This window comes from Methanolobus sp. WCC1 (assembly GCF_045690315.1).
GTDB lineage: Archaea > Halobacteriota > Methanosarcinia > Methanosarcinales > Methanosarcinaceae > Methanolobus > Methanolobus tindarius.
In genome coordinates this window covers 2,465,471-2,487,136 of the sequence record NZ_CP146979.1, presented here as the reverse complement: position 1 = coordinate 2,487,136, position 21,666 = coordinate 2,465,471, and the positions used below count along the sequence as shown (strand labels likewise).

Sequence of the window (21,666 nt, the reverse complement as noted above, 5' to 3'; positions counted from 1 at the left end):
CGGATTTAACATGAAGTATAATTGGGCCTCTTCAAGAATGCCCGTTTACACATAGGGTGTTAAAATACTGGGATGTTTAAATCTTTTCGAGATGACCCTCAGTAGTTCCTTTGGGCTACGAAGGTCCGGTGATGACTGGAATATTGTATAGGTTAGGCGTTGAATGCGTATCATATGAGTACGTGGAGTCCGCTTTATCTAGTCTTCTTCCTGATTATTTCCGGTTCCTGCCTGACTTTCTCGCGTAAAATGGCCTATGCAAAATTGCATAGACCTGCCAAGAAGAAAATGTGTAAATTAGGAGAATAATAATGGCAAAAGGACATAGACCAAAACGAGGTTCACTCGCTTTCAGTCCACGCGTAAGAGCAAAAAGCCACGTACCAAGGTTTAACTCATGGCCAGATGCAGCTGGAGAACCAAAGCTCCAGGACTTTGCAGGCTATAAAGTAGGTATGACTCATGTGGTAATGGTAGATGACACAAAGAACAGTCTCACTGAAGGTATGGAGATTTCAGTTCCGGTAACTGTTGTAGAAACTCCGGCTGTTCGTGTCGCTGCAATTCGTGCTTACGGTAATTCCACTCATGGTGAAAAGGCACTTTCTGAAGCATGGACTGCTGATCTTGATGAGAGTCTTGGAAAGTCAATCGTACTTCCAAAAGAGTCTAACACTGAAGAGGCTCTTGCTAAGCTCGAAAGTCTGGTTGAAGAAGGTAAGGTTACAGACATTAAGGTCATCACATATACTTTACCAAAGAAGCTGACTGGTGTTCCTAAGAAGAATGCAGATCTCATGGAAACAGCAGTGAGTGGTTCTGATGTAAAGGCAAAGCTCGAGTACGCAAAGTCTGTACTCGGTGCAGAAATCAAAATCACTGATGTATTCAATGAAGGCGCATTCGTCGACGTAGCAGCTATCACAACCGGTAAGGGTACTCAGGGTCCTGTAAAGAGATGGGGTATCAACCTGCAGAAGAACAAGCACTCACGTCAGGGAAGTCTCAGGCAGATAGGTACGCTTGGTCCATGGCACCCAGCTGTCGTCAGGTGGACAATTCCACAGATGGGTCAGATGGGTTACCACCAGAGAACCGAATACAACAAGCGTATTCTTAAGCTAGGTGAAGATGGAGAAGAGATTACTCCTGCTGGCGGTTTCCTGAACTACGGTCTTGTGCGTGGCGAATACATCCTCATTAAGGGAAGCATTCCAGGTCCTTCAAAGAGGCTTGTAAGGCTTAGAGATCCAATGAGATCAAAGGTGTCTGCTATGGGTGAACCAGAGATTGTTCACGTAAGTACACAGTCCAAGCAGGGGTGAACTGAATGGTTACAGCAAATATTATAGATTTATCAGGAAACACAAAGGGTGAAGTTGAACTTCCTGCTGTGTTCGATGAAGTATACAGACCAGACCTTATTAAAAGAGCAGTTCTCGCAGCTCAGGGTAACAGGTACCAGCCATATGGTCCAAGGATGTACTCCGGTATGGATACCTCTGCACACTCCTGGGGTTCAGGAAGAGGTGTAGCACAGATTCCAAGACTTGCTAACGGAAGCCGTGCAGCAAGAGTTCCACAGGCAGTAGGCGGTAGAAGGGCACACCCCCCAAAGCCAGAAGCTGACAGGACTGAGAAGGTCAACAAGAAAGAAAGACGTATGGCAATCCGCTCAGCAATTGCTGCAACGTGCGATGACGATCTTGTAAAGGCACGTGGTCACAGGTTCGACGCTCAGCTTCCTCTTGTTGCTGCAGATGAACTTGAGAACGTTGAAAAGACCAAGGATGTAGTAAGCTTCCTTCAGAGTGCAGGTCTTTACGATGATGTACTCCGTGCAAAAGATGGAAGGACCATCCGTGCAGGAAAAGGCAAGCTCAGAGGAAGGAGATTCAAGAACAAAAAGAGTGTTCTTATCGTTGCAACATGCGACAGTCCAATCATGAAGTCTGCAAGGAACCTTGCAGGTGTGGATGTAATTTCAGTTGATTCATTGAATGCTGAAGTTCTGGCTCCTGGTACTCATGCAGGTAGACTGACCGTCTGGACAGAATCTGCAATATCCTCACTTGGAGGGATGTTCGAATGAGCGTTATCAAATATCCGTTTATTACTGAAAAAGCAATGATGTTGCTGGATGACAACAAACTCCAGTTTATTGTTGATACTCGCGCAAACAAGAAGCAGATCAAGGCCGATGTAATGAAGATGTACGGTTTCCCTGTATCATCTGTCTGCACAATGAGCACAATGAAGGGTCTTAAGAAAGCTATCGTTACTTTCGAAGGAACTGATGCAGCTCATGAAATTGCAACCAGAATCGGCCTGATGTGAGGTGGACATAAATGACAAAGAGAATCATATCACAGAACAGGGGTCGCGGAACTCCTACATACAGGGCTCCATCACACAAGTACAAAGCTGCACTTAAACACCCACGTGTCGATGAAGAAGGCACATTGTACGGTACAGTTATTGAGATTACACACGATCCGGCTCGTTCAGCACCAATTGTCAAAGTTTCTTTTGAGAATGGTGAAGAGCGCCTGATCCTTGCTCCTGAAGGTATAGCAGTTGGTGAGAAGATCGCTTGCGGAATTTCAGCTGAAATCAAACCTGGTAACATCCTGCCTCTTGCAGAGATCCCAGAAGGTATTCCAGTCTGCAACATTGAGTCCAAGCCAAATGATGGTGGACAGTTCGCACGTGCATCAGGTGTCTATGCAACAGTTGTCTCTCACGACCGTGGAAAGACAGTTGTCCAGATGCCATCAGGCGAAATGAAGTGGTTAAATCCAAAATGCCGCGCAACAATCGGTATTGTTGCTGGTGGTGGAAGGGTAGACAGGCCATTCCTCAAGGCAGGTAAGAAATACCACAAGATGAAGACAAGAGCTGCAAAGTATCCACGTGTATCAGGTATTGCTATGAACGCCATTGACCACCCATTCGGTGGAGGTAACCGCAAGCACCCTGGTAAGCCAACAACAGTTGGTAGGAATGCACCTCCTGGTCGTAAGGTAGGTCAGATCGCAGCACGCAGGACCGGAAAGCGTTAACCGGAGGTTAGTACATGGCAAAGAAAACATCATCAAGATTACCAAAACGAAAAGGTGAATATACCTACCGTGGCAAGACGGTAGCAGAACTCCAGGCTCTGGATGCCGATGAGTTTATCGGCATGCTTCCTGCACGTGAACGCCGTACTCTTAAGAGGGGCTACACAGAAGGCAGGAAGGACGTTGTCCAGCAGCTCAAAGACGGTAAAGATAATTTGAGGACTCACTACAGGGATATTATTATCTTCCCTGAGATGGTCGGCAAAAATGTAGAAGTATACAACGGCAAGTCATTTGTGGCATTTGAGATTCAGCCTGAAATGATCGGACACAGGTTCGGAGAATTCGCACCAACTCGCTCAAGAGTATCTCACGGTAGCGCTGGTGTAGGAGCAACCCGTTCAAGCAAGTTCGTGCCACTTAAGTAAGGTGAGATAAATGGCAAGAATTGGATATTCAATTGAAATGGACTCTGCTGTAAGTTCAAAAGCAATGGGTTCTGAGCTTCACATCTCCCCGAAAAAGTCACGTGAACTCTGTAAAGCGATCAAAGGCATGCGTACCAGTGTTGCCCAGAAGTACCTAGAAGATGTAGTGATTATGAAGCAGGCAGTACCTTTCAAGAGGCACTGTGATGGTTCTGGTCACAGAAAAGGTCCAATGGCAAATGGTAGGTATCCTGTAAAGGTTGCTGAGGCTTTCCTTAAGATTCTGGAAAATGCCACAAGCAACGCTGAATACAAGGGACTTGACCCGGAGCACATGTACATTGCACATGCTGCTGCAAAACGTGGACGTGTTATTCATGGTATGAGGCCAAGAGCACGCGGACGCGGCAGTCCAAGTAACACAGAGACTGTGAATGTTGAGATTATTTTGAATGAGGTGCGCTAATGGCAATAGAGAAGAAATTCGTTCAGGAAGGATATGTAAAAGCTTCAATGAACGAATATTTCACAAAACAGCTCAGCAAAGCAGGTTATGGTGGAATGGAAATCAACCGTACTCCTATGGGTACCCAGATCACTGTATATGCTGAGAAGCCAGGCATGGTCATTGGTAAAGCTGGTAAGGTCATCCGCAAGCTTACGCGTGATATCGACAGAATGTATGATATGGACAACCCCCAGATAGATGCTCAGGAAGTTAAAAAGCCAGAGCTCAATGCCCAGATGATGGCAACTCGCCTTGCTTCTTCAATTGAAAGAGGCTGGTATTTCAGAAAAGCCGGTCATAATACCCTCCGGGCAATTATGAACTCCGGTGCACTGGGCTGTGAGATAGTTATTTCAGGTAAATTGACAGGTGCAAGGTCAAGGGTTGAAAAGCTCGTTGACGGTTACATCAAGCACGCTGGAAAACCTGTTGATGATATAGTAGACGAGGGATTCGCAACAGCTGTAAAGAAGCTTGGAACCCTTGGTTGTAAAGTAAGAATCATTCCTCCAGGAGCAGTTCTCCCTGACGCTTTTGACATCAGAACTGATGTTGTAGAGGATGTTACAGAGGCAGTTGCACCGGAAGCTGCAAAGGCTGACGTGACAGAACTCGTAGAAAAAGAATCAGAAGGCGAAGTTGCAGATGAAGAGGAAACAGTAGAAGTTGCCGAAGAGGTTGCAGAAGCAGGAGTCGCTGAAGAGGCCTCAGCTGAGGAAGTTGAGGAAGTTGAGGAAGAATCCTGTGCAGAAGAGGCAGCAGAATCTGATGATTCCATTCCGGTAGAGGATCTCGGAGATGAACAGCGTAGACTGGTTGACGGTGTATGGCAGCACAAGCATGAAGGCTATGATTACTGGCATCCTGTTGCACGTGTTCATAAGGAGGGATAAGCAATGGCAATTCTTCGTATGAACGAGATCAGGGATATGTCCCCGGAAGAAAGAATGGACGAGCTTGACAAGATGAGAGATGAGCTTATTCGCGAGCGTGCCCTTTCATCTGCTGGCGGTGCTCCTGACAATCCAGGAAGGATTGGGGAACTCAGGAAAACCGTTGCAAGGATAAAGACCGTCCAGAGGGAAATGAAGGAGATCTGACTTGGAGATCACTCCTTCAAATCTGGTCTTCCATGAACTAATCGGACTACAGGTGGAAATTGCAGAGTCTGTCAACCCTGCGCTAAAAGCCATCAGTGGAAAAGTTGTCGACGAAACCAGGAATATGCTGATAATTCAAACAAAGGAGAGAACAGAAAAAATGGTTCAAAAAAACGGTACAACCTTTGTGTTTCAGATACCTGCCCACCTGTCCGGTAAACATGCTGAGAGGTATGTCAAAGTGAATGGAAACCTTCTGCTCTCACAACCTGAGAACAGAACAAAGAACATAAGAAAAATACACATGAGGTAATAATCATGGTTAGAGATATTGGATTGGATGTCCCCACTCCTGAAGAAGAGTGCGACGATGTCAATTGTCCATTCCATGGAACACTCCCTGTTCGTGGACAGGTTCTTGTAGGAACTGTTGTTAGCGATAAAATGGACAAGACAGTGGTTATCCAACGTAAACATGAAGTGCTGATCAAAAAGTATCAGAGATACGAGAAGAGGCAATCCAAGATCCACGCACACAATCCTCCATGCATTGATGCAAAGGTTGGAGATGTTGTGACAGTGGTAGAATGTAGGCCTCTTAGTAAGACAAAATCATATGTAGTCATCAAGGCGGAGGCACAGGAATGAGGGGAATTAGATCAACCGTTCCACGTGCACTTAACGCTGGTGCTAAGATCGACTGTGTAGACAATACTGGTGCACGTGTAGTCGAAATTATCTCCGTAAAGGGCTACAGAGGTGTTAAGAACAGACACCCAAGGGCAGGTATAGGCGACATGTGCGTAGTTTCCGTGAAAAAAGGAACTCCGGAAATGCGTAAACAGATTCTCCTTGCAGTGGTAGTACGCCAGAAGCAGGAGCTTCGTCGTCCAGACGGCCTTAGGGTTTCCTTTGAAGACAATGCAGTTGTCATTGTAGACAAGGATGGAATTCCAAAAGGAACCGATTTTAAGGGACCTGTTGCCAGAGAGGCTGCAGAGAGGTATCCAAAGATCGGTACAACAGCATCTATGGTAATGTGAGGTGTGAATAATGGTATCAAATCAGCCAAGAAAACAGAGGAAAGCAAGATATACAGCTCCTCTGCACATCAAGCAGAAGTATATGGGTGCTCTCCTGTCAAAGGATCTCCGTGAAAAGTATGGATCCCGCAGTGCCAACGTTATCGTTGGTGACACAGTAAAACTTATGCGCGGCGACCATGCAGGGACAACCGGAAAGGTTGAAGCAATTTCCCTTAAACACGGTACCATCGTTGTTGAAGGTGTAACAGTTTCAAAAGCAGATGGAACTGAGGTTGCAAGACCGGTGTACCCTTCAAATGTGATGATCACAAACCTTGAATTGAAGGATAAACACAGAGAAGAAGTTATCAGTAACAGGTGATTTTGTGGGCAAACATCAGAAAAGAATATCTGTCCCAAACAGCTGGCAGATATCAAAGAAATCCAACAAATGGATCACAGCAACAAGACCCGGTCCACATAACAAGCAGCAGAGTATTCCTCTTGGTGTAGTCCTTAGGGATATGCTGGGTATTGTAGACACCCGTGCAGAGGCAAAGCGCGTTCTTTCAGAAGGCAATGTGCTCGTTGATGGTGTTGTAAGAAAGGATCTCAGGTTCCCTGTAGGTCTTTTAGATGTAATTACAATTCCTCTTGAGAATGTTGCATATCGTGTGCTGCTGGACCGCAAGGGAAGACTTGAAGTTCATAAGCTGGCAGATATGAATGCAAACAAGCTTTGCAGGATTAACGGCAAGACTATAGTTAAAGGTGGGGCAGTACAGCTTAACCTCAATGACGGTACAAACCTCATTGGTTCTAACGATTATAAACCAAAGGATTCACTTATTCTTACAATGCCTGGCAAGGAAATTGTCAAGCACATAAAGTACGAAGTGGGTAACCTTGCTATGATTGTTGGTGGTAGGCACACCGGCGAGATCGGAACCATCAAAGAAATCAACACAGTAAGAAGTTCCAGACACAACACTGTCTCTATTTCAGGTGAATATGATTTTGAGACCATCGAAGACTTCGTTGTTGTTATTGGTGAGAATGAACCTGAGATCAAACTAGGTGGTGAGGTAGTTGAGTAATCCAATGAGAACACCTGTAGTTGAAAAGGTAGTTGTTCACATGGGTGTCGGAGAAAGTGGTCAGCACCTTGTAGATGCTGAAGGCATTCTCGGTGAGATTACCGGACAGACAGTTATCAGGACTTATTCAAAGAGAACTCTTCCAGCATTTGGTATCAAGAAAAATGAACCAATTGGATGTAAGGTCACACTCAGGTCTGACAGTGCAGAAGAGTTCCTTAAAACAGCACTTAATATTGTAGAGAGCAAACTTAGATCATCCCAGTTCGACAAATACGGAAACGTTGCTTTTGGTATTGAAGAACACACTGACTTCCCTGGAATGAAGTATGACCCGCAAATAGGTATCTTTGGAATGGATATCAATGTTGTTGTAAACCGTCCAGGTTACAGGATCAGCAAGAGAAGGATAGTCAAGAGGAAGATCCCATCATCTCACAGAATTACAAAAGAGGATACAATTGCTTTCTTCAAAGACAAATACTCCGTGGAGGTAATTTAAATGGTACAAACCACAAAGAGCTTTGGAAGAGGAGCAAGTGAATGCAAGAGATGTGGAAGAAAACAGGGTCTTATAAGGAAATATGGCATTTACCTTTGCAGACACTGCTTCCGTGAAGTTGCCCACGATATGGGATTTGAAAAGTATACGTGAGGTGAAAGAAATGGTATTATTAGATCCACTCGCTGATGCTTTGTCTACAATTAAGAACGCAGAAGCAATTGGTAAGGATTCCTGTATCATTAAACCCGCATCCAAACTCATAGGCACTGTACTCAAAGTAATGCAGGACCGTGGCTATGTAGGCGAATTCGAATTTATCGAAGACGGTAAGGCGGGTGTTTACAAGGTAGAACTCATTGGTAGGATCAACAAGTGTGGTGCTATCAAACCACGTTATTCAGTAGGTGCTGCAGACTTTGAGAGATGGGAAAAACAGTTCCTTCCTGCAAAGAACTTCGGAACATTGATACTGACTACATCAAATGGTGTAATATCACAGTACGAGGCACGTGAGAATAACGTCGGTGGACAGTTAATTGCATATGTGTACTGATGGAAGTGATGTCACATGGCAAAAGAAATAAAGAAAACAATCGAGATCCCTGAAGGCGTGACCGTCACAATGCAGGGTAAGCTCCTGTCAGTCACTGGTCCAAAAGGCAAGATTGAGAGGGACTTCTGGTACCCTGGTATTAAGATCGAGGTTGCAGGTTCAGAGATCATTGTAGATTCAACAGTCTTGAAAAAGACTCAGAAAGCAATGGTCGGTACCTTTGCATCCCATATCACAAATATGATGAAAGGTGTCACCGAGGGATTCGAATATCGCATGAAGGTCGTTTACTCTCACTTCCCTATGCAGCTTAAGGTTGAAGGGGACAAGTTGATGATTGGCAATTTCCTTGGAGAGAAAAAAGCAAGATCTGCAAAGATTCTTGGAGATACCAAGGTAAAGGCATCAGGTGACGAGGTCATTGTCACAGGTTACAACAAGGAAGATGTCGGGCAGACAGCTGCTAACATCGAGCAGACCACAAGGATAAAGAGATTCGACCCTCGCGTATTCCAGGACGGAATATACACTGTGGAGAAGATAGTGTAGGTGATTTGAATGGATGATAAAGTTAAACGCCTTTTTAAGGTAAGGAAAATCCAGAAACACAAGAAACCTCAGTTCAAGAGAACCGAGAGTCACAAGTACAAGCGTCTGGATGACAACTGGAGGCGTCCAAGAGGTCTTCAGGGCAAACAGCGCAAGGGCATTAAGGCAAAGGGCGCTGTCGCACAGGTAGGCTACGGAAGTCCCGTCGTTGTTAAGGGTTTACACCCATCTGGATATGCAGAAGTTCTTGTCTGTACGATTTCACAGCTTGACGATATCAACGCAGAAGCAGAAGCTGTCAGGATATCTGCAAAAGTTGGTGGAAGAAAGAAGGCACTCATAGAGGCAAAGGCTGCAGAGCTTTCCATAAAGGTCCTCAACCCAACAAGAGGTGAGTAAGATGACCGATCTGTCAAATCAGAAGAGGATTGCTGCGGCAGTTATGGACTGTGGTGTCAACAGAGTATGGCTTGATCCTGAAGCAGCTGAGGATATTGCAGTAGCTATAACAAGGGCTGACATCCGTGAGCTCATTGAAGCAGGCAGTATTAAAGCAGTCCAAGTTAAAGGTGTAAGCCGTGGACGTGCAAGAGTAAGAGATGCAAAGCGCAAGTACGGTCACCGTAAAGGACACGGTAAGAGGAAAGGTAAAAAGGGCGCACGTAATCCTCGCAAGGAGCAGTGGATGAAGAAGATCCGTGCTCTTAGAAAGGAACTGAAACAGATGCGTGAAGATGGCTCATTGGATAGGTCAACCTATTGTAAGGTTTACCGTAAGGCTAAGGGTGGAGAATACCGCAGTGTGGCTCACCTTAAAGCACACCTTGAGTCAGAGAAGCTCATTAAGCACGAGGAATAATCATGGCAACAGGACCCAAATATAAAGTCGCATTCAGGCGACGAAGAGAAGGGCGTACTGATTACCACCAGAGACTCAGGTTACTTCTTTCAAAGGAAGACCGTGTGGTAGTACGCAAGAGTTCAAGGCACATGCAGGTCCAGCTTGTAGCTCCAAAACCCGAAGGAGATGTAACTCTTTCAACTGCAATTTCAACAGAACTTAAAAAGTATGGATATGATGCTCCAACAGGAAACACAACAGCAGCATATCTGACAGGACTGTTATTCGGTTACAAGGCACTGAGTGAAGGATATGATTACGGCGTTCTTGATATAGGACTCCAGGCATCATCTTCTGGATCACGTGTATATGCAACCTTGAAAGGCATCGTAGATGCAGGATTCGAGATTCCTCATGACTCATCTGTACTTCCTTCAGATGAGAGAGTAAGAGGAGAACACGTAGCAGAGTACATGGAAGGCTCAAATCTGCCTGAACTGTTTGATGCAGTTAAGGAAAAGATCTCTGCAGAGTTCAATTAGGTGATTACATGGCATATGAATATGAAGAAGAATGGGTTCCACAAACAAGACTTGGAAAACTCGTTCAAGAAGGGCAGATCACTTCCATGGACGAGGTAATCGATTCAGGTCTTCCTGTAAGGGAATCCCAGATTATCGATATCCTTTTACCGGATCTTGAGGACGAGGTTCTGGATATCAACATGGTCCAGAGGATGACTGACTCCGGACGTCGTGTAAAGTTCAGAGCAACTGTTATTGTTGGTAATGGAAACGGCTTTGTCGGTCTTGGACAGGCAAAGGATGTTCAGGTCGGACCTGCTATCAGGAAGGCTATCAGCAATGCAAAGATCAACATTATCAAGGTAAAGCGTGGGTGCGGTTCATGGGAATGCGCATGCGGTCTTGAGCACACAGTTCCTTCACAGGTTCGTGGAAAAGCCGGCAGTGTTCTGGTAGAGCTTAAACCAGCACCACGTGGACTTGGTCTTGCTGCAGGAGACACTGCAAGAAAAGTACTTGAAAAGGCAGGCATTAAAGATGTCTGGACAAGGACCGAAGGTACCACCAGGACAACCCTGAACTTTGCAAAAGCTACATTTAATGCACTGGAAAATACAGGTGTTGTAAGAATGCCTGCAAACCATGGCAAGAAGGAGGCTTAAAATGTACGCTTTGATCAGGATACGTGGTGACGTTAATGTCAGAGGCAACATTAAGGATACTCTTAAAATGCTTCGTCTGCACAAGGTAAACCACTGTGTTCTCCTTGCTGATAATCCTCACAACGCAGGAATGATCCAGAAGGTAAAGGACTACGTGGCATTTGGTGAAATCAGCGCGGATTCACTCGCAGAAGTACTTGCAAATCGTGGAAGACTTGAGGGTGACGAAAGACTTACCGATGAGTATGTGGCAGAAAATACTGACTACGACTCAATCAAGTCATTTGCACAGTCAGTTTGCGATGGCAATGCAACTCTTAAAGATGTTCCAAAACTGAAACCTGTATTCAGGCTACATCCACCAAGGAAAGGTCATGCAGGTATCAAGAGAACAGTTCAGCAGGGTGGAGTACTTGGTAACCATGGTGAAGACATCAACAAACTGTTGAGGAAGATGAGGTAATTCCATGACATCAAAGAAAACCAACACAAAGAAGTTCAGAGGTTCACGCACATGTGGTGGCGGAACAACCAAGAACAGACGTGGTGCAGGTAACCGTGGTGGTAGAGGTAGAAGTGGTGAGAATAAACATCATTTCTCCCGTGCAGTACTGCTCGGATACTGCCGTGGACACCAGAGAGGTTTTACACGTCCGTTGAAGGTATTGAACGATGCTTCAATTGTAAACGTCGGTGAACTTGATGAGCTTGCAGATCAGCTTGTTGAAGATGGTTTTGCAGAACTTCAGGATGGCACATACGTCATCGACCTTGCAGTTCTTGATATCGACAAAGTTCTCGGTTCAGGCAAGGTATCAAAGAAGCTTGCCATTACTGCAGCTGAATTCTCAGCCAGTGCTAAAGAAAAGATAGAAGGTGCAGGTGGATCTTGCACTGAGATAGAAGAGTAATGCCATTTGGCATTACCTATTTTATTTTTATATTATCGCAATTTAAAGGGTGTATATTTATTAATGTGTAAATCCATTAAGGTGTACTTTACCTAAAATTGCATGGATTTTTCCATTCAAGGGTGGAATTAATGAGTCTAAAGGATAGTTTGGAACCAATTTTTAATAAATTGCCTGCGGTTGCAAGTCCAGAGGGGCATGTCCATTTCAAAAATAAATTAATGTGGACACTTGGCATTCTTGTGCTCTATTTTGCACTTGCAAATGTACCGCTGTTTGGATTGTCAGCGGATTCGATTGATCTTTTCGAATCCTATAGAGCGTTTTTTGCCGGAGCTTCGGGTTCTCTGATGCTTCTGGGTATAGGTCCTATTGTCACCGCATCCATCGTCCTTCAGCTTTTGGTTGGCGCAGATGTCATTAAACTTGACATGTCCAATCCATCTGACCAGGCATTCTTTCAGGGTGCACAGAAGTTTATGGTCTTTGTAATGATAGTATTAGAGGCTCTGCCACAGATAGCAGGTGGTTACATACAGCCCGATGCCGCTCTTGCAGCTACATTAGGTGTCAATACCGGAGTTATCACATTTATCATCTTTATACAGATATGCATTGGTGGTGTACTGGTACTCTTCATGGATGAAGTAGTTTCAAAATGGGGAATCGGTTCAGGTGTAGGTCTTTTCATTGTAGCTGGGGTATCTCAACAGATTGTTACCGGTCTGTTTAACTGGACCTCAGATACAAGTGGTCTTCCAACAGGTTTCTTCCCTAAATGGATATACATATTGCAGAATGTGGAAGCAGATTTCCTCTTCTCTGGCGATGGAATTATGTTCATGCTGGTGAGCGGTGGAATACTTGCTCTTGTAAGTACGGTAGTGATCTTCCTTCTTGTAGTATATGTTGAAAGTACACGTATCGAAATTCCTCTGGCACACAGTGCAGTAAGAGGTGCAAGAGGTAAATTCCCTGTAAAACTTATTTATGCTTCAGTTCTTCCAATGATTCTTGTAAGGGCATTACAGGCAAATATCCAAATGGTAGGTTTGCTTCTCAGCAGTAAAGGTATTACATTCCTTGGTGAGTTCAGTGGTTCAACTCCTATCAATGGTCTTATGTACTATCTTGCTCCAATTCACAGCCCGTATGATTGGATACCTTCTTTGGTGAGGGAATCTTTTACCAGCTATGGTGCTCCTGTGCCTGCAGCATGGCAGATCATTTTACATGTATTTGTAGATGCAACGTTCCTTATAGCAGGAGGTATTGTATTTGCATTGTTCTGGATTGAAACTACTGGAATGGGTGCAAAACCAACAGCTAAGAAGATCTTTAATTCCGGAATGCAGATTCCAGGTTTCAGAAGAAATATCGGAAGTATTGAAAAGGTTATGATCAGATACATACCAAAAGTAACCGTTATTGGCGGTGCCTTTATTGGTTTCCTGACACTGGTTGCAAGTTTACTTGGTACACTTGGAGGTGCGGGTGGTACTGGTCTCCTGTTGACGGTAAGTATCGTGTATCGTCTCTATGAAGATATAGCATCCGAACAGATGATGGAAATGCATCCGATGGTAAGATCCTTCTTCGGACAGGAATAAAATCAGGTGTAAATTATGAATATTGCGTTATTTGGCCCACCGGGTGCCGGCAAAGGCACCCAGGCAAAAGAATTATCAAAAAAGTATAGTATTCCTCACATTTCAACGGGTGACATTTTAAGAGCAAATGTCCGTGATGGAACTGAACTCGGATTAAAAGCAAAACAGTATATGGACAAAGGCGAGCTTGTACCTGATGAGGTTCTTATAGGTCTTATCAGAAACAGGCTAACTGAGTCTGACTGTGAGACGGGTTACCTTCTTGATGGTTATCCAAGAACTATCCCACAGGCTGATGCACTGACTGATATACTCAAAGAGATCAGCAAACCTCTTGATGCAGTAATTAACATTGAAGTAAGCGATGATGAGCTTGTAAAAAGGCTTAGTGGACGTCGCAGTTGTGCGTGTGGTGAGAGCTATCATGTTATGTTCAATCCTCCGGAAAAGGATGGTATTTGCAATGCATGCGGTGCTGATCTTTATCAGAGGGATGATGATAAAGAAGAGGTCATACGCCAGAGACTTGCTGTTTACAATGAAAAGACAAAACCTCTCATAAACTATTATGATGATGCAGGTATTCTTGTCAATATAGATGGTACCGGTGTAGTAGATGCTGTATTTGCAGATATCTGCAAGGTAATGAACCAATTCAAATAAACACAACTAAAAAGAGGCTATCCCTTGGTTACAGAACAATTTAAGAAAAAGCTCGATCAGTTTCTCCTGGCTTTTGGACTATCCCTTATGCTGGGTATAATGATACTTGGTCAGGATTTCAGGGACTCTCTTGGAACAGCAATGAGTGTTATTATGGATCCTGTGGTGGTTATCCTGGGAGCTGATAACCTTCATATTGTTCTGTTCATAATGGCATCCATAACTGCTCTTTATGCCTCCCTCATTCAAAAATATACAATAGACTGGGATCTTATGCGAAACACCCAGGAAAAGATGAGGGTATTTCAGAAAGAGTTCAGGGAAGCTCAGCTTTCCAATAATACTGCTCTTATGAAGAAGATGGAAGAAGAGCGTAAGTCAATGATGGAAGATCAAATGGAGATGTCAAAACAGCAGTTTAAACCCATGGCATATATAAGTATTATTTCTCTTCCTTTGTTCATGTGGGCTTACCACTATATCAAAGGTCATGGTGCTGCTTCACTTGTATTTCCATTTTGGGGAGAACAAATTCTCACAGATCCTGTATTTGGTCCTTTCCAGCATTGGATCTTCTGGTATTTCATCGCATCTCTGGCAGTAAGCCAGTTGATTAGAAAGGCTCTGGATGTCGGTGGCGTCTGAAGTGTTACTGACTATAAGCGGTCTTCCGGGAAGTGGGACTACCACTGTATCCCGTTTACTTTCTGAGAAGTATGGACTTGAAATGATTTCAGCTGGCGAAGTCTTTCGCTCCCTTGCAAAAGAGTATGGGATGACATTAGCTGAATTCGGTGAACTTGCTGAATCTGATGACAGCATCGATCTGAAAATAGATGCACGCCAGAAGGAGATTGCCAACACCCGTGACAACGTTATTCTTGAAGGACGTCTTGCTGGTCATATGGCTGAAAAAGCACTCAAGATCTGGATCAAAGCTTCGGTAGATGTCCGTGTGGAAAGGATTGTTGGCAGGGAAGGTAGTTCTTTTGACGATAAATTAGCTGAAACTATTGAACGTGAAGCATCAGAAGCTATCAGGTACAAATCAATCTATGATATAAACATTGATGACCTTTCTGCTTATGATCTTGTGATAGATTCCCAAAAATGGAATCAGTTTCAGATCACAAACATTGTTTCTATTGCTATTGACAATTATTCAGACATTTGATCAGCTATCTGGCGATTTTTATGAGTAAATATATTCTTCCTTCTGAACAAAAACGAGAGTTATTACACAAAGCGGAAGCTACGACCAGTTCTCTATATGGTTGTTCGCCATATGATCGTCCAATAGAAAAATACATAGAAATGGGCGTTGTAAATCTTGACAAGCCTGTAGGTCCTACAAGTCACGAGGTAACTGCATGGGTCAAGGATATCTTGGAGTTAAACAAGGCTGGTCATTCTGGTTCTCTGGATCCTATTGTGACAGGTGTACTTCCTATTATGCTTGGCAAAGCAACTAAAACAGTTGCAGCATTGCGTCTGTCAGGGAAGGAATACATATGTTTGATGACATTGCATGAGAATGTTCCTGAAAAAAAGGTGCGTAAGGTATGTGCTCAGTTTACTGGTCCAATTTTCCAGATGCCTCCTATAATATCTGCAGTAAAACGTGCTGTGCGTGTAAGGAAGATATACTATCTGGAAGTTCTGGATGTAAAAGAGAAATCTGTGCTTATGCGTGTTGGTTGTGAGGCAGGAACCTATATGCGCAAACTTTGTCATGATATTGGCGTTGCACTTGGCTGTGGAGCTCACATGCAGGAGCTACGCAGGACAAAGACTGGTCCTTTCAGAGAAGACACTCTTGTAACGCTTCAGGAATTAAAGGATGCTTACGTTTTTTGGCAGGAAGATTGTGATGAGTCTTTACTGCGTAAAGTTGTCAGGCCTATGGAAGAGGGGTTATCACATCTTCCTCGTGTTGTTATTCGCGATAGTGCAATCGAGGCAATATGCTGTGGTGCGGCAATTGCGGTACCTGGTATCCTAAGTCTTGATAGTAATATTGAAAAAGATGATGCTATTTGTCTCTTTAGTTTAAAAGGAGAGGCTGTGGCTTTGTGCAAATCTCTTATGAATTCTGAAGAAATGCTTCAGAATGAGCACGGAATCGTGGCTACAACCGAAAGAGTAATAATGGATGCTGGCACTTATGCGCAAGGCTGGCACAGCAAGCCGGCAAAAACATAATGAAACTCGTGTGCCGAGATAGTCTAGCGGTAGGGCGCAAGCCTGGAAAGCTTGTGGGGCATCCGCCCCTCGGGAGTTCGAATCCCCCTCTCGGCGCTTCTCACTCATTTTAAAGCCTATACTTTCACTTCGCTTACATTTCAAATATATGTCAAGATGTGAAGGTATGTGGTATGAGTTTCTATGGTTATGAAAAGAAAATTGCAAACGCTGAGCGTAGAATCCGCGACGCAAACTATTCTCAAAAGAACAAAGATCAAATATTCTCTTTTATTCATGTCCTTTATGCTGAAGGTCTTTCCGATGCAAGGATTTTGAAGTATCTAAGTCAGTTGAACACATTATCAAATTGGTTCGATAAGGACTTCAGTGATGTAACAAAGACTGATATTTATCGCATTGTTGCAGACATAGAAAGGTCTGACAGGAAAGCATGGACAAAGCAAGGATACAAGGTAACTATCAAACGTTTCTTCAGATGGTTGTATGACTCAAAGACCGATCCAGAGCTTACCAGCTGGATCAACACTAACATCAAAGAATGTGATCAGATTCTATCTGAAGAACTGCTCACCGAGGAAGAAGTCCTTGAGCAAATTGAAGCAGCTGACCATCCACGAGACAAAGCAATTGTAGCTCTGTGGTACGATGCCGGAGGCAGGGTAAAAGAACTGGGAACACCGAAAATAAAGCATTATGTTCCAGATGAATATGGTGCTGTCATAATGGTGAAAGGTAAGACCGGTATGAGAAGGGTGAGGCTTGTATTTAGTGCACCATATATCTCAAAATGGTTGGATATTCACCCTGACAAGGACAATCCAGAAGCACCTCTATGGGTAAACTATGGAAAATACAAAGGCAGAGCGATGACATACGGTGGCCTTCGTGCAGTTGTGAAGAGAACCGCTGAAAAATCCGGAACTAAGAAAAGAGTCTATCTCTATCTTTACAGGCATTCCAAGATTACGGGAAATGCAATGTTCATGAGCCAAGCACAGCTTGAGAACAACCACGGATGGAAACACGGGACAAAGCAATCTGGAACTTATATCCACATCTCATCTAAAACAGCTTAAATGACTAAACTCTCATATCCTTAACTAGCCACTATCAAAAGAGGCTAAATAACGGTAAGGAATAATTCTAGAGTGTTTTGACTTGAGCACCAACCTTATTATATGTAAGTATCTAACAGTTTTCATATACTGAACTCACCTTCGTGTGGAGGAGGGAGCAGGCCACGAAAATAACTAATTCACCTGAGCTTCAGGCAAGTATATGCATAGGTTTTTTGTTTTCAATTTCTGTGCTCTCGCTTGGATTCTACTATAATTCTTTAATAAATCTGGCAGGATTACCAAAATCTCCTAATCCTTATCCAGTGTTAGCTCTCATTTCATTTGTGGTCGTGACGTTGATTGTATATGCTGTTTCATATTGTTATTGCTGGATGCAGAATGAGAAAATCACATTAAGTAGTGCTGGAATCTTCAAACTAAAACATATGTGTCAGAACTGTTTTAAGAAAAGACTTCCTTAGAATATTCATAATTAAGCACGATGTCGTTGTTTCTTCCTCTTTTTCTCACAAGATACTGAGCAAGCTCTCTAGTTTTTGACAATAGAGCACAACTCCACATAACAAATTGCTTCATGTAGGATATTTTTTGTTCTCTGTCCTGATAAAGTTCTTATTTTTCATTTCTCCATCCGGATTTGAACAGATAGTTCCGCCAGCCATCTCTCTTTAGTTTCTCATCAAGATAGCCTTCACGGACATATTCCAAGCCTGCTTTTTCAGCCTCTTCACGCAGGTAATTTCGCGTATATAAGTAGAAAGTCCGATTCAATTTTTTCCCTTCCACTTCTAATATACTGAATTTTTCATTGATGCCTTCTCCCTCAACAATAACAATAGCAACATAGCCACCATCAACCAGCACTTTTTGTATATTACTCAAAACATCTCCTAGTTCCTCAGGATTTATATGGACCAGTGATGCACAGGCAAAAACGCCTTCAAATTTTCCATATATATCATCTAAAAAACGAAAATCATTTACTTCAAATTTACATTGAGGGCAACGTTGACGTGCAATATCAATACATTTTTCACTGAAATCAATACCTATAACTTTTGCTCCTGCCTGGTTCAATCTCATGCTCTCATGTCCCGGTCCGCAACCGAGGTCAAGAACTTGTGGATTTGTCGGTAATAATGAGATAAAATCATTTATTGTCGGTTTCAGTATCTCTTCACTATACCATTCATCGGCAGTTCTTTCTGCCATCAAATCATAGAACATTTTGATTTCGTTATCCATCTTGATTACTCCTGATGCTCAACAATTGGGAGAATAATCAATCAACAATTTCTCCACATCTCCAAGTGTTCTCTATTATGAGCATTCATAGTAAATGGCTTATCACTCTTAGCATTCTTCTTCATATAATATATGCGTCCCTTGTGATTTTTTTCTCCACTTTCATCTAAAACAGTTTAAATAGTCGGACTCTCATATCCTTAAATAGCTACTATCCAGACGGATAAAGAATGGGGGATATGGGATGTTGCTACTAAAGTAGATGAAATATTAGCAGCAAATAAAGAGTGGAGGATGAGATGACTCAGGCACTTATCTTGATTGATATTTGTTGGAGCGAGGCTGATGCAGGCTCCAGATTATTAGGGTTGGTTGGTTTTGGCGGTTTGTTAATCACTTTATTAGTAGGAATTGTTACGATTCAGTATAACCGACACCAAGATAACAAAAGAATAAAGACCGAAACTACTATTGATTTTATCAAAGAGTTTTATTCCATTGATTTTATTTCTCACAGAAAAGCAGTTTCCTTCTTGGAAGATAAGATAAAAGTCTCCAGTCATCAGCGTCAGTTCATTAAATCCATTGCACGTGGTTTTGTATATCCAATCCCACATGGTGTAGAATATTATGAGGGAAAGGTTATAGATGGTCTCACAGAACATCAACACATAAAACTATATTTGGCTTTTCTTCAAAGGCTCGCTATATCTATTGAGAATAAACAGGTAGATATTACTTCAATAAAAAAAGCGATGGCAGATGCTCTTATATGGCATGCTGAACTGGTGCTAAAAGTATGCAATGAGATTCAAAAACAGGCACAAACCAATTCTAATTTACACATAAAAGGTACGCAAGACAGACTTAAATTAATAACATGCCCGGCACAGCTGGTCATAGACTTGCATTACAAGCTTGGGTTGAATAAAGACAGTCTAAAAGAAGAGATTAAATGTTATGGTGAATGGCCTAGACATTCATCAGACAAAACAGCATCTTGGGAATGTTAGTTTTTGCTATTATTGAATTTTGTTTCAGTACAAGTTGAAGGTGCCTGATGAGCTTGCCATGGTTTATGAGTCAGGTATCAGGCACCGCTTCCTACCAGACAAAAAGCAAACCCCATCATCTAATTTGCCTCGTAGGTTATGTTTTGCCAACACTCCCAATTGGCATCATATTATATTATGCTAGCAGCTTCTATAAAACACTATTTAATATTTTGTACAATGTATATTGTTCTTATGTATATATATGTTAGTTAACACTGTTATCTTTAAAAGTATGTTATCTTTAAGCTAATATACAATCTAAAATAGCAAGACTTATATATTAATGGTTATGTAATTATTTTGGGAATGTTACTGGTTGAGTATAAACACATTGATATTAATTAATGCCGTGCGTTAATTGATTACTGTTTATCTGTAACTGATGGCATTATTGACGACACCCACTCCCACACCCCATCTTATTTTAGTCAATAATGTCTCTCCCACAAACTCTTCTCTAAAAATATGTTAATTGTTGAGGGTGGCCACTGGGTGGAATAGCTTGACAAGGCACATGTCGGGGAAGTTGATCGGGCACCTTGTCAGACTATTATAGGAAGCACATTCAGATTTGCATCATTCCCTCTGTGCAAATTTAACTTTATATAATATAATATTTATATGTTTAATAATAAAAAAAGGCTACTCATATAATACGAGAGGACTGATGTCTCTTAGTATGATTAATAAAAAATGGATCTCCTCAAGATTGAGTGGGTAATTTAATATTCTGTTCATCCAATCCATATTGGATGGACGATAAACTCTTGATTCAAATGGCTCTGGGAATAACCCCTCCATGGTATGTGAAAGACATTGATCTTAATGTTTCTAAGAAAAGAATGGATATTTATCTAGATTTTACCAAGGGAACGAAGTTCCCTTGCCCAGTTTGCAACAAACTGTGTGATCTCCATGATACCAAAGAAAAAGTATGGAGACACCTTGATTTCTTCCATCATGAAACATACATTCATGCACGAGTTCCCCGAACAAAGTGTGATGGAGATGATGTAAAACTTGTAGAAGTTCCATGGACAAGACAAAATACTGGATTTACATTATTTTTCGAAGCACTAATCGTTGCAATGTCCAAAGAAATGAGTGTTTCTTCAATTGCTGAATTGATCAATATTCATGAAAATTCTGTATGGATAATTCTAGCTCATTATGTTGAAGAAGCCAGAGCAAAGATGGATCTCTCTGAGTTAGATACTATTGGAGTAGATGAAATATCTGTCAAAAAAGGTCACAGCTATGTGACCTTGTTCTATGATCTAAATCAATCAAGAGTAATTCATATTGAAAATGGAAAGAAAAGAAGTGTTTTCAAGAACTTCAGGGAAGTTCTTTCCAGAAAAATAGACCCTGATAATATCAAGTATATTTCAATGGACATGTATCCTGCTTTTAGGGGTGGAGCAAGGGAATATTTCCCAAATGCTAAGATCGTTTACGATAAGTTCCATATTGTCAAAATGATGAATGATGCAATTGATAAGGTTCGAAGAAAGGAGTATCAAACAAATAAAGATCTGGGTAAAACGAGATTCATGTGGTTGAAAAATCCTGAAAATCTATCGGATCGGGAAATAGCTAAGATTCGATCAATCAAAGATTTGGATACTAAAACAGCAAAAGCTTACAGATTTAAGCTTGGACTTCAACGTCTGTGGGATATAAAAAATATAGAGGTAGCGAGGGAATATCTTGACAAATGGCATTATTGGGGAACACATAGCAACATCAAGGAAATTATCACATTGGCCAAGATGATTAAAAGAAATTCTCATGGGATATTGGAATCAATCAAACAAGGTATCAGCAACGGTGTTGTTGAAGGATTGAACAACAAAATTAAAACTGCTTTTAAGAGATCATATGGATTGAAGACTGAGAAGTGTAGGAATACAATGATATTCTTGATGGCGGGTAAACTTCGTTTACCCACACGATGTTAAAGAGAACCTAAAAAATAAATTCGAGCAGGTGTTATTGGTCAGATGATGGTTAAAACGACCAATAACACCGGTGTTGGAAGGTT

Annotated in this window: 32 protein-coding genes and 1 tRNA gene; 32 read left to right on the top strand and 1 reads right to left on the bottom strand. The window is 42.3% G+C overall.

Annotation, left to right across the window (positions count from 1 at the left end; translation table 11 throughout):
- Nucleotides 1–311: 311 nt before the first annotated feature.
- The 30 genes from rpl3p to V7O61_RS11650 all read left to right on the top strand — a co-directional run bounded on the left by rpl3p (nt 312) and on the right by V7O61_RS11650 (nt 17,319).
- Nucleotides 312–1,325, top strand: coding sequence for a 50S ribosomal protein L3 (gene rpl3p, locus V7O61_RS11795; protein ID WP_023845791.1), 1,014 nt, complete (start codon nt 312–314; stop codon nt 1,323–1,325).
- A gap of 5 nt (nt 1,326–1,330) precedes the next feature.
- The gene (gene rpl4p, locus V7O61_RS11790; protein ID WP_407281693.1) at nt 1,331–2,092 is read left to right on the top strand and encodes a 50S ribosomal protein L4; all 762 of its coding nucleotides are present in this window, start codon (nt 1,331–1,333) and stop codon (nt 2,090–2,092) included.
- A complete protein-coding gene (locus V7O61_RS11785; protein WP_407281694.1) occupies nt 2,089–2,337 on the top strand; it encodes a 50S ribosomal protein L23 in 249 nt (82 codons plus the stop codon). Before rpl4p ends, V7O61_RS11785 begins: the two co-directional genes overlap by 4 nt.
- Nucleotides 2,338–2,348: 11 nt before the next feature.
- Nucleotides 2,349–3,062 carry a 50S ribosomal protein L2 gene (locus V7O61_RS11780; RefSeq protein ID WP_023845794.1) on the top strand — a complete coding sequence of 238 codons (714 nt, stop codon included), beginning with the start codon at nt 2,349–2,351 and terminating at the stop codon, nt 3,060–3,062.
- 14 nt (nt 3,063–3,076) lie between these two features.
- Nucleotides 3,077–3,490: a 30S ribosomal protein S19 gene (locus tag V7O61_RS11775; protein ID WP_023845795.1), complete on the top strand. Its 414-nt coding sequence runs from the start codon at nt 3,077–3,079 to the stop codon at nt 3,488–3,490.
- Nucleotides 3,491–3,500: 10 nt separating this feature from the next.
- Nucleotides 3,501–3,956, top strand: coding sequence for a 50S ribosomal protein L22 (locus V7O61_RS11770; protein ID WP_407281695.1), 456 nt, complete (start codon nt 3,501–3,503; stop codon nt 3,954–3,956).
- Complete coding sequence (locus V7O61_RS11765) at nt 3,956–4,891, top strand: 30S ribosomal protein S3 (RefSeq protein ID WP_407281696.1); 936 nt, start codon at nt 3,956–3,958, stop codon at nt 4,889–4,891. Before V7O61_RS11770 ends, V7O61_RS11765 begins: the two co-directional genes overlap by 1 nt.
- A 3-nt stretch (nt 4,892–4,894) precedes the next feature.
- Entirely contained in the window at nt 4,895–5,098 is a 204-nt protein-coding gene (rpmC, locus tag V7O61_RS11760; RefSeq protein ID WP_023845798.1) for a 50S ribosomal protein L29, read from the top strand.
- 1 nt (nt 5,099) lies between these two features.
- Nucleotides 5,100–5,411, top strand: a complete 312-nt coding sequence (gene rnp1, locus V7O61_RS11755) for a ribonuclease P protein component 1 (RefSeq protein ID WP_023845799.1) — start codon at nt 5,100–5,102, stop codon at nt 5,409–5,411.
- A 5-nt stretch (nt 5,412–5,416) separates the two neighbouring features.
- Nucleotides 5,417–5,746, top strand: a complete 330-nt coding sequence (locus V7O61_RS11750; RefSeq protein WP_023845800.1) for a 30S ribosomal protein S17 — start codon at nt 5,417–5,419, stop codon at nt 5,744–5,746.
- Nucleotides 5,743–6,141 (top strand): 50S ribosomal protein L14, encoded by a 399-nt coding sequence (locus tag V7O61_RS11745; protein WP_023845801.1) that lies wholly within the window; start codon nt 5,743–5,745, stop codon nt 6,139–6,141. The genes V7O61_RS11750 and V7O61_RS11745 overlap by 4 nt, the downstream gene beginning before the upstream one ends.
- 10 nt (nt 6,142–6,151) lie before the next feature.
- Nucleotides 6,152–6,505 carry a 50S ribosomal protein L24 gene (rplX, locus tag V7O61_RS11740; RefSeq protein ID WP_023845802.1) on the top strand — a complete coding sequence of 118 codons (354 nt, stop codon included), beginning with the start codon at nt 6,152–6,154 and terminating at the stop codon, nt 6,503–6,505.
- A gap of 4 nt (nt 6,506–6,509) precedes the next feature.
- On the top strand, nt 6,510–7,220 hold the full coding sequence (locus tag V7O61_RS11735; RefSeq protein ID WP_023845803.1) for a 30S ribosomal protein S4e: 711 nt from the start codon (nt 6,510–6,512) through the stop codon (nt 7,218–7,220).
- A 4-nt stretch (nt 7,221–7,224) separates the two neighbouring features.
- Nucleotides 7,225–7,722: a 50S ribosomal protein L5 gene (locus V7O61_RS11730; protein WP_023845804.1), complete on the top strand. Its 498-nt coding sequence runs from the start codon at nt 7,225–7,227 to the stop codon at nt 7,720–7,722.
- Nucleotides 7,723–7,875, top strand: coding sequence for a 30S ribosomal protein S14 (locus V7O61_RS11725; protein WP_023845805.1), 153 nt, complete (start codon nt 7,723–7,725; stop codon nt 7,873–7,875).
- 10 nt (nt 7,876–7,885) lie between these two features.
- A complete protein-coding gene (locus V7O61_RS11720) occupies nt 7,886–8,278 on the top strand; it encodes a 30S ribosomal protein S8 (RefSeq protein WP_023845806.1) in 393 nt (130 codons plus the stop codon).
- 15 nt (nt 8,279–8,293) lie between these two features.
- On the top strand, nt 8,294–8,827 hold the full coding sequence (locus V7O61_RS11715; RefSeq protein ID WP_023845807.1) for a 50S ribosomal protein L6: 534 nt from the start codon (nt 8,294–8,296) through the stop codon (nt 8,825–8,827).
- 9 nt (nt 8,828–8,836) lie between these two features.
- The gene (locus V7O61_RS11710; RefSeq protein ID WP_407281697.1) at nt 8,837–9,226 is read left to right on the top strand and encodes a 50S ribosomal protein L32e; all 390 of its coding nucleotides are present in this window, start codon (nt 8,837–8,839) and stop codon (nt 9,224–9,226) included.
- A 1-nt stretch (nt 9,227) separates the two neighbouring features.
- The gene (locus tag V7O61_RS11705) at nt 9,228–9,686 is read left to right on the top strand and encodes a 50S ribosomal protein L19e (protein ID WP_023845809.1); all 459 of its coding nucleotides are present in this window, start codon (nt 9,228–9,230) and stop codon (nt 9,684–9,686) included.
- Between the two features lie 2 nt (nt 9,687–9,688).
- Nucleotides 9,689–10,210 (top strand): 50S ribosomal protein L18, encoded by a 522-nt coding sequence (locus V7O61_RS11700; RefSeq protein ID WP_023845810.1) that lies wholly within the window; start codon nt 9,689–9,691, stop codon nt 10,208–10,210.
- An 8-nt stretch (nt 10,211–10,218) separates the two neighbouring features.
- A complete protein-coding gene (locus V7O61_RS11695) occupies nt 10,219–10,854 on the top strand; it encodes a 30S ribosomal protein S5 (protein WP_023845811.1) in 636 nt (211 codons plus the stop codon).
- Between the two features lies 1 nt (nt 10,855).
- Nucleotides 10,856–11,317, top strand: a complete 462-nt coding sequence (locus V7O61_RS11690; RefSeq protein WP_023845812.1) for a 50S ribosomal protein L30 — start codon at nt 10,856–10,858, stop codon at nt 11,315–11,317.
- Between the two features lie 4 nt (nt 11,318–11,321).
- Entirely contained in the window at nt 11,322–11,765 is a 444-nt protein-coding gene (locus V7O61_RS11685) for an uL15m family ribosomal protein (protein WP_023845813.1), read from the top strand.
- Between the two features lie 131 nt (nt 11,766–11,896).
- A complete protein-coding gene (gene secY, locus V7O61_RS11680; protein WP_023845814.1) occupies nt 11,897–13,375 on the top strand; it encodes a preprotein translocase subunit SecY in 1,479 nt (492 codons plus the stop codon).
- 15 nt (nt 13,376–13,390) lie between these two features.
- Nucleotides 13,391–14,038, top strand: coding sequence for an adenylate kinase (locus tag V7O61_RS11675; RefSeq protein ID WP_407281698.1), 648 nt, complete (start codon nt 13,391–13,393; stop codon nt 14,036–14,038).
- Nucleotides 14,039–14,062: 24 nt separating this feature from the next.
- Nucleotides 14,063–14,683, top strand: coding sequence for a DUF106 domain-containing protein (locus V7O61_RS11670; RefSeq protein ID WP_023845816.1), 621 nt, complete (start codon nt 14,063–14,065; stop codon nt 14,681–14,683).
- 1 nt (nt 14,684) lies between these two features.
- Complete coding sequence (gene cmk, locus V7O61_RS11665; protein ID WP_048135382.1) at nt 14,685–15,212, top strand: (d)CMP kinase; 528 nt, start codon at nt 14,685–14,687, stop codon at nt 15,210–15,212.
- A gap of 20 nt (nt 15,213–15,232) precedes the next feature.
- Nucleotides 15,233–16,240: an RNA-guided pseudouridylation complex pseudouridine synthase subunit Cbf5 gene (locus V7O61_RS11660; RefSeq protein WP_023845818.1), complete on the top strand. Its 1,008-nt coding sequence runs from the start codon at nt 15,233–15,235 to the stop codon at nt 16,238–16,240.
- A 12-nt stretch (nt 16,241–16,252) separates the two neighbouring features.
- Nucleotides 16,253–16,336, top strand: a tRNA-Ser gene (locus V7O61_RS11655).
- A gap of 77 nt (nt 16,337–16,413) precedes the next feature.
- Nucleotides 16,414–17,319 carry a hypothetical protein gene (locus tag V7O61_RS11650; protein ID WP_407281699.1) on the top strand — a complete coding sequence of 302 codons (906 nt, stop codon included), beginning with the start codon at nt 16,414–16,416 and terminating at the stop codon, nt 17,317–17,319.
- Between the two features lie 615 nt (nt 17,320–17,934).
- Here V7O61_RS11650 and V7O61_RS11645 read toward each other — a convergent pair.
- Nucleotides 17,935–18,567, bottom strand: a complete 633-nt coding sequence (locus V7O61_RS11645; protein WP_407281700.1) for a class I SAM-dependent DNA methyltransferase — start codon at nt 18,565–18,567, stop codon at nt 17,935–17,937.
- A gap of 299 nt (nt 18,568–18,866) precedes the next feature.
- Here V7O61_RS11645 and V7O61_RS11640 point away from each other — a divergent pair, with 299 nt between their 5' ends.
- Both V7O61_RS11640 and V7O61_RS11635 read left to right on the top strand, forming a co-directional pair.
- A complete protein-coding gene (locus tag V7O61_RS11640; RefSeq protein WP_407281701.1) occupies nt 18,867–19,580 on the top strand; it encodes a hypothetical protein in 714 nt (237 codons plus the stop codon).
- A 794-nt stretch (nt 19,581–20,374) separates the two neighbouring features.
- Nucleotides 20,375–21,583 carry an ISL3 family transposase gene (locus V7O61_RS11635; RefSeq protein WP_023843742.1) on the top strand — a complete coding sequence of 403 codons (1,209 nt, stop codon included), beginning with the start codon at nt 20,375–20,377 and terminating at the stop codon, nt 21,581–21,583.
- Nucleotides 21,584–21,666: the final 83 nt, after the last annotated feature.

Excerpts from the sequence above, each read along its gene's own strand:
- rpl3p (WP_023845791.1), top strand. The coding sequence starts at position 312 with ATGGCAAAAGGACATAGACCAAAACGAGGTTCACTCGCTTTCAGTCCA.
- rpl4p (WP_407281693.1), top strand. The coding sequence starts at position 1,331 with ATGGTTACAGCAAATATTATAGATTTATCAGGAAACACAAAGGGTGAA.
- V7O61_RS11785 (WP_407281694.1), top strand. The coding sequence starts at position 2,089 with ATGAGCGTTATCAAATATCCGTTTATTACTGAAAAAGCAATGATGTTG.
- V7O61_RS11780 (WP_023845794.1), top strand. The coding sequence starts at position 2,349 with ATGACAAAGAGAATCATATCACAGAACAGGGGTCGCGGAACTCCTACA.
- V7O61_RS11775 (WP_023845795.1), top strand. The coding sequence starts at position 3,077 with ATGGCAAAGAAAACATCATCAAGATTACCAAAACGAAAAGGTGAATAT.
- V7O61_RS11770 (WP_407281695.1), top strand. The coding sequence starts at position 3,501 with ATGGCAAGAATTGGATATTCAATTGAAATGGACTCTGCTGTAAGTTCA.
- V7O61_RS11765 (WP_407281696.1), top strand. The coding sequence starts at position 3,956 with ATGGCAATAGAGAAGAAATTCGTTCAGGAAGGATATGTAAAAGCTTCA.
- rpmC (WP_023845798.1), top strand. The coding sequence starts at position 4,895 with ATGGCAATTCTTCGTATGAACGAGATCAGGGATATGTCCCCGGAAGAA.
- V7O61_RS11750 (WP_023845800.1), top strand. The coding sequence starts at position 5,417 with ATGGTTAGAGATATTGGATTGGATGTCCCCACTCCTGAAGAAGAGTGC.
- V7O61_RS11745 (WP_023845801.1), top strand. The coding sequence starts at position 5,743 with ATGAGGGGAATTAGATCAACCGTTCCACGTGCACTTAACGCTGGTGCT.
- rplX (WP_023845802.1), top strand. The coding sequence starts at position 6,152 with ATGGTATCAAATCAGCCAAGAAAACAGAGGAAAGCAAGATATACAGCT.
- V7O61_RS11730 (WP_023845804.1), top strand. The coding sequence starts at position 7,225 with ATGAGAACACCTGTAGTTGAAAAGGTAGTTGTTCACATGGGTGTCGGA.
- V7O61_RS11725 (WP_023845805.1), top strand. The coding sequence starts at position 7,723 with ATGGTACAAACCACAAAGAGCTTTGGAAGAGGAGCAAGTGAATGCAAG.
- V7O61_RS11720 (WP_023845806.1), top strand. The coding sequence starts at position 7,886 with ATGGTATTATTAGATCCACTCGCTGATGCTTTGTCTACAATTAAGAAC.
- V7O61_RS11715 (WP_023845807.1), top strand. The coding sequence starts at position 8,294 with ATGGCAAAAGAAATAAAGAAAACAATCGAGATCCCTGAAGGCGTGACC.
- V7O61_RS11710 (WP_407281697.1), top strand. The coding sequence starts at position 8,837 with ATGGATGATAAAGTTAAACGCCTTTTTAAGGTAAGGAAAATCCAGAAA.
- V7O61_RS11705 (WP_023845809.1), top strand. The coding sequence starts at position 9,228 with ATGACCGATCTGTCAAATCAGAAGAGGATTGCTGCGGCAGTTATGGAC.
- V7O61_RS11700 (WP_023845810.1), top strand. The coding sequence starts at position 9,689 with ATGGCAACAGGACCCAAATATAAAGTCGCATTCAGGCGACGAAGAGAA.
- V7O61_RS11695 (WP_023845811.1), top strand. The coding sequence starts at position 10,219 with ATGGCATATGAATATGAAGAAGAATGGGTTCCACAAACAAGACTTGGA.
- V7O61_RS11690 (WP_023845812.1), top strand. The coding sequence starts at position 10,856 with ATGTACGCTTTGATCAGGATACGTGGTGACGTTAATGTCAGAGGCAAC.
- V7O61_RS11685 (WP_023845813.1), top strand. The coding sequence starts at position 11,322 with ATGACATCAAAGAAAACCAACACAAAGAAGTTCAGAGGTTCACGCACA.
- secY (WP_023845814.1), top strand. The coding sequence starts at position 11,897 with ATGAGTCTAAAGGATAGTTTGGAACCAATTTTTAATAAATTGCCTGCG.
- V7O61_RS11675 (WP_407281698.1), top strand. The coding sequence starts at position 13,391 with ATGAATATTGCGTTATTTGGCCCACCGGGTGCCGGCAAAGGCACCCAG.
- V7O61_RS11660 (WP_023845818.1), top strand. The coding sequence starts at position 15,233 with ATGAGTAAATATATTCTTCCTTCTGAACAAAAACGAGAGTTATTACAC.
- V7O61_RS11650 (WP_407281699.1), top strand. The coding sequence starts at position 16,414 with ATGAGTTTCTATGGTTATGAAAAGAAAATTGCAAACGCTGAGCGTAGA.
- V7O61_RS11645 (WP_407281700.1), bottom strand. The coding sequence starts at position 18,567 with ATGGATAACGAAATCAAAATGTTCTATGATTTGATGGCAGAAAGAACT.
- V7O61_RS11640 (WP_407281701.1), top strand. The coding sequence starts at position 18,867 with ATGACTCAGGCACTTATCTTGATTGATATTTGTTGGAGCGAGGCTGAT.
- V7O61_RS11635 (WP_023843742.1), top strand. The coding sequence starts at position 20,375 with ATGGACGATAAACTCTTGATTCAAATGGCTCTGGGAATAACCCCTCCA.